This is a genomic window from Thauera carbonicopians (assembly GCF_025699485.1).
GTDB lineage: Bacteria > Pseudomonadota > Gammaproteobacteria > Burkholderiales > Rhodocyclaceae > Thauera.
Genome location: NZ_JANUXN010000021.1, coordinates 49,778 through 58,408, shown reverse-complemented (window position 1 = coordinate 58,408; position 8,631 = coordinate 49,778). Strand labels below are relative to the sequence as shown.

Annotated in this window: 7 protein-coding genes and 2 pseudogenes; 6 read left to right on the top strand and 3 right to left on the bottom strand. The window is 62.0% G+C overall.

Annotation, left to right across the window (positions count from 1 at the left end; genetic code table 11):
- Positions 1 to 164 precede the first annotated feature (164 nt).
- The gene (locus NX068_RS18740; RefSeq protein WP_231698642.1) at positions 165 to 1,940 is read right to left on the bottom strand and encodes a site-specific integrase; all 1,776 of its coding nucleotides are present in this window, start codon (positions 1,938 to 1,940) and stop codon (positions 165 to 167) included.
- Between the two features lie 17 nt (positions 1,941 to 1,957).
- Positions 1,958 to 2,176, bottom strand: a complete 219-nt coding sequence (locus NX068_RS18735; protein ID WP_231698643.1) for a DUF3717 domain-containing protein — start codon at positions 2,174 to 2,176, stop codon at positions 1,958 to 1,960.
- A gap of 288 nt (positions 2,177 to 2,464) precedes the next feature.
- Between NX068_RS18735 and NX068_RS18730 the strand changes: the two genes are divergently transcribed.
- The 5 genes and pseudogenes from NX068_RS18730 to NX068_RS21275 all read left to right on the top strand — a co-directional run.
- Entirely contained in the window at positions 2,465 to 3,232 is a 768-nt protein-coding gene (locus NX068_RS18730; RefSeq protein WP_231698644.1) for a hypothetical protein, read from the top strand.
- Complete coding sequence (locus NX068_RS18725) at positions 3,229 to 3,546, top strand: antitoxin (protein ID WP_231698645.1); 318 nt, start codon at positions 3,229 to 3,231, stop codon at positions 3,544 to 3,546. The genes NX068_RS18730 and NX068_RS18725 overlap by 4 nt, the downstream gene beginning before the upstream one ends.
- On the top strand, positions 3,543 to 3,959 hold the full coding sequence (locus tag NX068_RS18720; protein WP_231698646.1) for a PIN domain-containing protein: 417 nt from the start codon (positions 3,543 to 3,545) through the stop codon (positions 3,957 to 3,959). Before NX068_RS18725 ends, NX068_RS18720 begins: the two co-directional genes overlap by 4 nt.
- A gap of 18 nt (positions 3,960 to 3,977) precedes the next feature.
- On the top strand, positions 3,978 to 4,205 hold the full coding sequence (locus NX068_RS18715) for a hypothetical protein (protein WP_263462736.1): 228 nt from the start codon (positions 3,978 to 3,980) through the stop codon (positions 4,203 to 4,205).
- 114 nt (positions 4,206 to 4,319) lie between these two features.
- Positions 4,320 to 4,541 (top strand): annotated as a pseudogene (locus tag NX068_RS21275) (DUF4158 domain-containing protein); the annotation flags it as partial.
- A gap of 13 nt (positions 4,542 to 4,554) precedes the next feature.
- On the opposite strand, the gene NX068_RS18705 reads toward NX068_RS21275, so the two are convergent.
- Positions 4,555 to 5,759, bottom strand: a protein-coding gene (locus NX068_RS18705; RefSeq protein WP_142085889.1) for an IS3 family transposase whose coding sequence is annotated in 2 segments (ribosomal slippage) — positions 4,555 to 5,480 and positions 5,480 to 5,759 — 1,206 coding nt in all. Because the reading frame shifts where the segments join, the coding sequence is not laid out codon by codon here.
- Positions 5,760 to 5,825: 66 nt separating this feature from the next.
- On the opposite strand from NX068_RS18705, the pseudogene NX068_RS18700 reads away from it, so the two are divergent.
- Positions 5,826 to 8,546 (top strand): annotated as a pseudogene (locus NX068_RS18700) (Tn3-like element IS1071 family transposase); the annotation flags it as partial.
- Positions 8,547 to 8,631: the final 85 nt, after the last annotated feature.

Genomic DNA, 8,631 nt, shown 5'->3' with positions numbered 1-8,631 from the left:
GAGCCGAATAGGCGAGCTGCGGAAAGCGCCCGAAGGGCGCGCGGGCGTCCGGTGACCGCGCAGCGGGCAGCGCCCAGGGGTCAGGGCCGGCTCTCCCGAATGGAAGTTGAAAAGTATTCGTACAGGTACGAATACTCATGAGGGACGCTCCAGAACTGCTTTCATCAACCGCCTTCAGCCGAGCCGAAAGCACGCTCCATCTGCCGCTGGCGGCGCTGCTCCTGGGCGCGGTAGTAGCCTGCAGTTGTGCGTGGATCGGCTTGGCCCAGGTTGGCCTGAAGCACGTCGGGCGGCACTTCGGCTTCGGCCGCACGTGTCGCATGCGTGTGCCTCAGCCAATGCAGCGAAGCGTGACGTGCGTCTTCCCGTTCCTCATGTGACAGTGAGGATGCCCGCAGCGCAGCCCGTACAAACCGCTGGAAAGCCGGAGCGAGTGTTGAATAGCTGAGGTAGCCACGTTGCTTCCGCTCCTGCTCGTCTGGCCTCCTAACCAGCTGCCCTGCTTCCGGCGCATCCATCCCTGGAAGCTCTGGCGCTTTCAGGTGCGCAAGCAACGGCGTGTTCGGATGCGCAAGGTCGTAATCCAACCCACGCGCGCCGAAGTAGGCCCTTGTCGCCCTCATGGCCGATGCTGGCACAACCACGAAACGGTTGCGCGCGCCCTTGCCATGAACCCGAAGCCAATACCCTCCGTCCCGCTGCCGAATGTCCGCCTTGCGCCCGAACAGCAATTCTGTCGCGCGCAGGCCTGTGCCCTGGCCGAACTCCAGCAGCCAGCGCATGCGTGCAGCCGCCGCATCCGGCAGTTCCGGTACATGCGCATGCAGCACGGCCCAGGCCGTGGGCGTGAAAGCCCGCGACGCATCCAGCGACTCGTCCGGGTCATCGGGCAGTCGCAGATTCACCAGATCCCACGGATTGCGCGGCAGTTCGCCGGCGCGCGCGAGCCAGGCGAAAAAGGAGTTGATCACGGTCAGCGCATACCGCTGGCTGGTGATGCGCGGCTGCGATGCAAAAGGCGCCCATCCTTCGCGGAAGCGGGCGGCGCTGCGCCGGCTCATCCATTCCACGGGCACGGCCCGCAAGAATGCGATGTAGGCCGTGCAATCGTCCGGGCCAGCATCGCCCAAGGACTTGCGCCTCTCCGACACCAGCCAGACAAGGAAGCGCTGCGTTTCACGCCGATAAGCTCGGACGGTCTGCGCCGACTCGGTACGGGATGAGATCCACTGCTCGATCAACTGGTGCGCGTTCTCGGCCAGGTCGCGCGCTTCCGTCGAAGCGGCCCAGGTCGGTGCGGCCGGCCAGCCGACCAATGCGCCGACCTGAGCTGCAAGCTGTCCGGCTTTGACCGGACCGTAGCCCGGCAGGCCTCGCCACCATCGTCCACCCAGAACGATGGCGGTGCGCAATTCGCCCATCAAGTGGAAGCCGGCACGCTTCAGTCGCACGGCCAGGTCTTCGGGGAACCAGGCCGCAACGGAATCGCCGAGAGAGGGCGGCTCGACAGCGTGAGCCTCCAGCTGCTGCAGCAGTTCCATCCTCGCACGTCGCAGCCGTTCGATCTGCTTTGTCTTGCGGTCGGTGCCGAGGGGGCCGTTCTCGGCCTCGTAGATCTCGCGCAACTCTTCAAAGGAAAACCCGTCATAGCCATTGGATTCCGCCCATTCTTCGAGGGAAACGGGCTTTGCCAGCGCTTGGACCGGCAGCTGTTGCACGCGCAGCAGCCGCCAGCGCGGGCCGAGGCCCGCGCGTCGCGCGACGGCGGCGGCCATGTCCACGGCCGCGCGATGCACGGCGACGGCCGAATCCTCCGAGCAGTCCAGATAGCGCCGAGCCGAGCTGGCCACCGGAAATCCTTCGGCCACGGAACGCAGGTGGGCCAGCACGTCGCGCGTCAGGCGCAGCGGGGAAGCCGGCAGCTTCTTGGGATCAGGCATCTTTTCTCCCCGAGAAATCATTCGCTCGCACGCCAGCGCTCCAAGGCGGCCATGACATCCGGGTTGATACCGGCCCTAGGCACCGTGTCAACGCGGTCCACCAGCATCTGCGCCCACAGGCCAGCCATGGTGTTGGCATCGGGATGCATGCGACGCTCCAGGCCCTCGGGCGGGTGGGCTTCCATGCATCGGGTGAGGGCGGCGTCGATGGCCCGAAAGCTCAAGCTGTTGTCCATGGATAGGCTCCATTTCTCTCCGAGAAAACACGCACGGCATGAAGGGCAGGGCGGTCGCTCCTCGAAGACAAGCGCTTCGCACTCCAAAAAACTCTTTGCCCATCAACGGCTTAGGCGCATCGTATCTTCGGACACCGAAAAGGGCAACGAAATAGCATGCAGTGATAAGTACAGTTATCACTGTACTATTTTAGCTCTTGCAATGTAGCTACACGATATATATACTATTGCCCTGAGCTGAACCGTCCGCTCACCGTGGCCTGGGGTATCAGGCCTCAAGGAACTGCCATGCAAGACGTGACGCGCGCGCCGACAGCTGACGAACAAGGCGGCATGGACTGGTGGAATGCCCAGTCGGAGCAGTTGCGCAGCTACTGGCTCAAAGAAGTCGGCAGCACCACCGCCTCGGCGGCCGATGCCTGGCTGAAATTCAAGGCTGCGCGCGACCTGTCCGAGAAACTGTATGGCCAGCGGCCATTGCGCATGCATAGCGGCCTTGAATTCGTGGGATTCGAGTTCTCCCTGGGCGTGTTCCCCGGCGATGACGGCTGGCTTGGCGTCAGGGTCGTTGCGGAGCCGCCGGCCACTGGATACAAGGAGGGTTGCACGCTGGGAAGCGAGAGTACGTCGCTCCTGCGCTTTGGCGTCAATGCTCAGATCGGATCGACGACGCTGGAGTGGTTCGCGCAGAACGAACACGTGCCGCTCTACTGGGAAGGCTTCAAGCTGGTCCTGCAGCCGCACCAGTGCGAGCAGCTGCGCGCCTGGTTGCCGCGGCTGGGCCGCACAGCCGTGCTGGCACAAAGCCTGTCCACCGCCGTGAAACGCAGCATTGGCGAGGACGTTCCCACCTTGCACTACGTCGGTGGCTTCGTCGCGGACCTGGCCGCGCGAGTGATGCTCGACGGCCAGGCGACCGCCGACGCCATCTCAGCGCAGCTTGCGGAACATTGGGCCGCGAAGGAGAAGGGCCTGCAGGCGGCGCTGCAAGGCCCGGAAGTCACAGCCCTGCTGGAAACGGCACGGTTCACGGAAAAACAAAGGAGCGCATCATGAACGCTGATCCAATCAAGACCGCCCGTCTGTTCAGCAGCGGCGGAAGCCAAGCTGTGCGCCTGCCGGCCGAGTTTCGCTTCGAGGGCACCGAGGTCCTGATCCGGCGCGATGCCCGCTCGGGTGATGTCGTGCTGTCCCCGGTCAAGGCCGTCAGTTGGGCGGCATTCGCGGCGCTGCGCGAGCAGCTGGCCGAAGAGCTGGCTGCAGAAGGCCTGGAGGACTATCTCAAGAACCGCCAGCAGCCGATGGATGGCCCTCGCGACCCCTACGCGGACTGGATCGAGCCGCACAGAACAGGTGAGGGCGCCGCGTGAGCGCGGTCTACATGCTGGACACCAATGCCAGCAGCGCTGCCATCCGCGGTGACGCGGCAATCAATGAAAAGCTGCTCGCGCTGCCGCCGGATGCCTGGTGCATTTCGACGATCACGATGGCCGAGCACGTCTACGGGTTAGCCAAGAAGCCACAAGCCGTGCGGCTGGCCCAGCTGGTTCACGCCTTCCTCAACCTGGCGAACGTGCTCACGTGGGACCGCGAGGCCGCGGAGGTGCTGGGCCCGGTGCGTGCCGAGTTGGAGCGCATCGGCCGACCGATCGGCGCCTACGACACCCTGATCGCTGCGCATGCGCTGTCGCGCGGGCTGGTCCTCGTCACGGCAAACGTGGGCGAGTTTCAAAGGGTGGATGGCCTGCGCATCGAAAACTGGCAGGCACTGGAAAAGCACTGAAGAGAAAGAAGGGACGGCATGAGTGACCTGCTCGCACGCTTTCAAGCGCAGACACGCCGCAAGGCCGATTCCGACCTGATCCGTCGCTGGGAGTGGGACGCCAGGTATCACGGCGACAAGAACATCAAGATCCAGGCGTCGAATGCGAAGCGCTCGGCCACGCAGATGCAGAAGATCAAGGAGCAGTTCAGCAACTTGAAGCCTGAGCACGAACTGGGGTCTCCTCGTTTTCAGTGCAATAAGTGACGGTACGCAAAGCTAGCACTGGCGCGGGGGTGGTCTGGGTAGACCGTTGATTTCATTGACTTTCCTGTTCGCTTTGTAAACGGGTATGGTGGCCTCCCACTTTTGAGGTTCACGATGCAGGGTTGGCACACAACGTTTTTGGGGATGCGTGGGCTCCCCCGCGATATCAGCGACTTCGAGATGAAGGCATTTTTCACCTTCGATGGTGCCGAGCGCGACGCAATCAATGCACGCCGAGGTGATTCCCACAAGCTTGGTCTGGCGCTCCATATTGGTTTCCTGCGCATGAGTGGGCGTTTGCTCGGTGCCTTGACCTTGCCCCTGTTTCGTGTAGTTCTTAACCCACGATTCACGCGGCCTTTTTGCGCTGTGCCTCGTACCAGCGTTGTTCGTACTGCATCGGGCTGAGGTAGCCCAGCGAGGAATGCAGCCTGCGGTGATTGTAGAAGGCCATCCAGTCCATCACCGCCTGCCCGGCCTGCTCACGGGTAGCGAATTTGCACCCATGTACGCTGGCTGTTTTCAGCCGCCCCCAGAAGCTTTCCGTTGGGGCGTTATCCCAGCAGTTGCCCTTCCTGCTCATCGATGAACGCATGCCCCAGTCCTTCAGTGCGCCCTGGACCTCGTGGCTGCAATACTGGCTGCCCCGGTCGCTGTGGAATATCAGACCGGGTGGTGGCCGGCGACGCCACCACGCCATGGTCAGCGCGTCCTTGACCAGGCTTGCCTGCATGTGCGACTGCAGGCTCCAGCCCACCACCTGGCGGCTAAACAGGTCGATGACGGCGGCCAGGTACAGCCAGCCTTCGTCGGTTTGGATGTAGGTGATGTCGCCACTCCATAGCTGGTTGGGAGCTTCAGGGTTGAAGCGCCGCTGCACCAGGTCAGGTGCCACCGGCAGGCTGTGGCGGCTGTCGGTGGTGACCACGAACTTGCGTTTCGTTTTGGCCTTGATGCCGTGCTGCTGCATGAGCTTGCGAACCCGGTCTTTGCCCACCCGGATGCCTCGGGCCACAAGCTCCTTGTGCATGCGTGGCCAGCCGTATTCGCCCTTGACCTCGGCGTGGATGGCACGGATGTGCGCCAGCAGGGCTTCATCGCTGTAGAGTCGGCCAGGGCCGCTGCGGCCATGACCATCCTCTCGCCGGCGCAGCCAGTTGAAGTACCCGCTGGCGCTGACCTCCAGCACCCCGCAGGACACGCTCACCGGGTAACGGTACTTCATTTGGTCAATCCAGGCGTACCTCGCAGCGTGTCCTGCGCGAAGTACGCCGCAGCTTTTTTTGCGATGTCGCGCTCCATGCGAAGGCGAGCATTCTCGGCGCGCAGCCGGGCAATCTCCATCTGCTCGGGCGAGACTTTGGTCGCCTTGTCGGCGCTGCCAACGTCGTTCAGCTCTCCCTTGGATGACAGTCGCACCCAGTTGCCCAGACTGGCCTTGGGAATGCCCAGCACCTTGGCCACCACCGCAATCGCCTGGCCAGCTCGCACCTGCCGAACCGCCTCCAGTTTGAACTCCCGCGTGTACTGCGCACGCACTTGCTTGTCACTCATTGCTCAACTCCTTGTCGGTATTTTCAACAAGGGTTAAGAACTCCACTTTTCAGGGGCAACCTCACCTTTCGGGTAATTCCAGTAGCCTTGTGGCGCCACCTTGGCAACGAGCTTGGCATTGCAGCACCAGAAGTCGCCTCGCTGAGAGCCATGTATGAACGCGGGCGCACGCTATTCGATCACCAACAAGTAGCCTGCACGGTCCTTGGATTCCAGTGGATGAGCGAGCACCAGCGCCGCTCACTGGTACGTGAACTGCGCGACGAAGTGGCGCGCTGCGCCGACCGCGATCAGCTACTCGTGCGGGCGCGTCAATGGCTGTACAAGAACAAGCTGGTGATCGTGCACGAGCGGGCAATTCGGACACTGATTGCGGCGGCACTTGCCCAGCTTGAAGTTGAAACAGGCACCGCCATCGCCGCCAGCGTTGATCCAGCAACACTTGATCGCTGGCGAGCCTCAGTTTCAGAGCTGCGCCCAGATGGACAAACCCAGCAGAGTTGGCTATGGGCTGCACCGGCGAAACACTCAACCCGCCAAATCAGCGAGGTACTGGAGCGCATCGACCTGCTTTACACGCTGGACGTTCATAAGCACCTGGCAGACATCCCCGATCTCATCTTGCGCCGCTACGCGCGCCGACTTGTCTCCAGGCCGCCCTCAGCCGGAGCCAAGATCAAAGAGCCAGCGCGCACCGTGGAGGTCGCATGCTTTCTTCGGTATTGCCTGTTCACCACCACAGACCAGTTGATCCTTATGGTGCAGCGCCGGATCGCCGATCTGTGGCGTCAGGCTGCCGCCGATGTCCCCGCTACCGTCAATTGGGCCGCAATGTACAAAACGCTGCTCGGCGAACTTGTTGCCTTGAGCGCGCAAGGTGCGGTGCCAGATGCTGAGTTGCGTGCCCGTCTTGAAGCCTTGATCACCGAAACCCAGAAACGCAAACCACCGAGCAGGGCCTCCCTGGTCCGCGAGGGATTGATTGATGGAATTCGCCCCGTGCGGTCGTTGCTCGTCGCCATTGCAAAGCTGCCCTGGCAGGCCACCGGCGAGCATCCTGCCATCGAGTACCTTGCCAAGCTGCAAGCTTTATATCTCAAAGGATCCAGAAAGCTGCCAGTTGAAGTGGTGGCACCAAGTCTGGGAATGATCTGGCAGGTTTCGATCTCCAGCCCAGACCGGGAACGGGCGTTTCAGGCGTTGGAGGTGGCCACCCTGTTTGCCCTGCGCCGCGCGGTGCGCAATGGCTCGGTCTGGATTGAGCACAGCCTGAGCTTTCGGGGTCGTGCGCGCTTGTTCTTCACGGACGAGCGTTGGCAGGCAGAGTCCAAGAAACACTATGCCCGTCTATCGTTACCCAGCAAGGCTGCCACTTTCTTGAAGCCTTTGCTGGCCAGAGTAACTGCCGGTGTCGATGCGGTGGCCGCTGCAGCCCGCAGTGGCGTACTGCGCGTGGATGATGAACTCCATTTGTCGCCATTGCCCGCAGAGGACGAAGACCCAGAAGTGACCAAGCTGCGCGCGGCTTTGGATCACCGCATCGGTGAGGTTCAATTGCCGGAAGTGATTCTGGCCGTTGACGCCCAGGTGCGCTTTAGCTGGATCATGCTCGGACGTGAGCCGCGCTCTACCGACGAGCTGCTGATGGTCTATGCCGGCATCATGGCCCACGGCACCAGTCTGACTGCGGTCGAATGCGCGCGCATGATTCCGCAATTGTCTGCCACCAGCATTCGCCAGGCCATGCGCTGGGCGCGGGACGAACGGCGTCTGAGCCAGGCCTGCCAGGCTGTGCTGGAATTCATGCAGCGACACCCGATTGCCGCCACCTGGGGGCGGTCCGATTTGGCATCTTCTGACATGATGAGCATGGAGACCACCAAACGGGTGTGGCAAGCCCGGCTTGATCCTCGGCGCAACACACCTTCCATTGGAATCTACTCCCATGTAAAAGACCGGTGGGGCATCTTCCATGCGCAGCCCTTTGTGCTCAATGAGCGCCAGGCGGGCGTGGCCATTGAAGGTGTCATCCGCCAAGAAAAGCTGGAGACCAGCCAGCTTGCTGTGGATACCCATGGCTACACCGACTTTGCCATGTCACATGCCCGTTTGCTTGGTTTTGATCTTTGCCCGCGGTTGAAGGAACTCAAACAGCGCCACCTCTTTGTGCCACGCGGCACCAAAGTGCCCGCAGAAATCGCTGCGGTGTGCGAAGCCAATGTCGACGTCGCTTTGATCGAAAAGCATTGGGATAGTCTGGTGCACCTGGCAGCCTCGGTCATGAGCGGACATGCCAGTGCGGTGGCAGCTCTTGCGCGGTTCGGTTCTGCCGCCCAGGGCGATCCAATCTATGAGGCTGGCGTGCAATTGGGGCGGTTGCTGCGTACGGCGTTTTTGGCTGACTACTTTGTCAAGGACGCTTTCAGGAACGAGTTGCGCCGGGTGCTCAATCGGGGCGAGGCTGTTAACGCCCTCAAGCGCGCCATTTATACCGGCCGGATCAGCCCGGCGCAGGCCAAACGTGTCGATGAAATGCAGGCTGTGGCCGATGCGTTGAGCCTGATGGCCAACATCGTGATGGCGTGGAATACCTCACAGATGCAGGCGGTCCTGGATCGCTGGTCGAACCGCCGCCAGGTCATTCCACCGGAACTGATCGGGAAGATTGCGCCCACCAGGCTGGAGAGCATCAACTTGCGGGGTGTGTTTCGCTTCCCGGTTGACCGCTATGCTGACCAAATCCTGCCTTCGCGGCCAAATGCATCGATAACTGGCACCAATGGATGAAACCGACCACGGTTTGACGCCACGAATCGCAGATTTGAAAGTGAACAGGAAAGTCAATGAAATCAACGATCTACCAACACCACCT

Coding starts and splice junctions, on each gene's coding strand:
- NX068_RS18740 (WP_231698642.1), bottom strand. CDS start 1,940: ATGCCTGATCCCAAGAAGCTGCCGGCTTCCCCGCTGCGCCTGACGCGC.
- NX068_RS18735 (WP_231698643.1), bottom strand. CDS start 2,176: ATGGACAACAGCTTGAGCTTTCGGGCCATCGACGCCGCCCTCACCCGA.
- NX068_RS18730 (WP_231698644.1), top strand. CDS start 2,465: ATGCAAGACGTGACGCGCGCGCCGACAGCTGACGAACAAGGCGGCATG.
- NX068_RS18725 (WP_231698645.1), top strand. CDS start 3,229: ATGAACGCTGATCCAATCAAGACCGCCCGTCTGTTCAGCAGCGGCGGA.
- NX068_RS18715 (WP_263462736.1), top strand. CDS start 3,978: ATGAGTGACCTGCTCGCACGCTTTCAAGCGCAGACACGCCGCAAGGCC.